Source organism: Vibrio sp. 1580 (genome assembly GCF_033340055.1).
The window spans coordinates 1-607 of the sequence record NZ_JAWOVT010000441.1 but is presented as its reverse complement, the minus strand read 5'-3'; the positions used below and the strand labels follow the sequence as shown (position 1 = coordinate 607).

Annotated in this window: 1 protein-coding gene; it reads right to left on the bottom strand. The window is 47.6% G+C overall.

What is annotated here, in order from left to right; all coding sequences use genetic code 11:
• Positions 1–607, bottom strand: a 607-nt coding sequence (locus tag R7093_RS26475; protein WP_318147183.1) for an AbgT family transporter, incomplete at both ends; no start/stop codon positions are given.

The following is a 607-nucleotide window of genomic DNA, read 5'->3' as shown; positions in this document are numbered from 1 at the left end:
CATCATCGGTGTGATGATGTTCGTGGTTGAATCACCGATACGGTAAGCCGCTTGAATGGTTTCTGGAGCATAACCCACTAGCATTAGCATTGGCACGAAGATAGGAGCTGTCACGGCCCACTGCGCCGATGCAGAACCGATCATCAGGTTAATGAAGCCACACATCAGAATGAATGCGAAGAACAACATAGGGCCAGTCAGACCGATGCTTTGCAGGAAGTCAGCACCTGCAACGGCAAATACTTGGCCAAAGTTCGTCCACTTAAAGAAAGCAACAAACTGCGCAGCGAAGAACACCAACACGATGTACATGCCCATCGAAGACATTGATTTAGACATCGCATCGATAACATCACGGTCGGTTTTCATCGTGCCAACGACTTTACCGTATACAAAGCCAGGGATAGCAAAGAATACGAATATGAAAGCGACGATACTTTTCAGGAATGGGGATCCTGCAACAGTGCCAGCGTCTGAACGTAGGATGCCGTCTTCTGGAACAATCGTCCAAGCCAACAAAGCAGACACAACCAACACAGCAAGACCAGCAACTTTCAGACCTTTCTTCTCAAGGTCAGTTAGGTTGCCCATTTTGTCGTTAGACAAA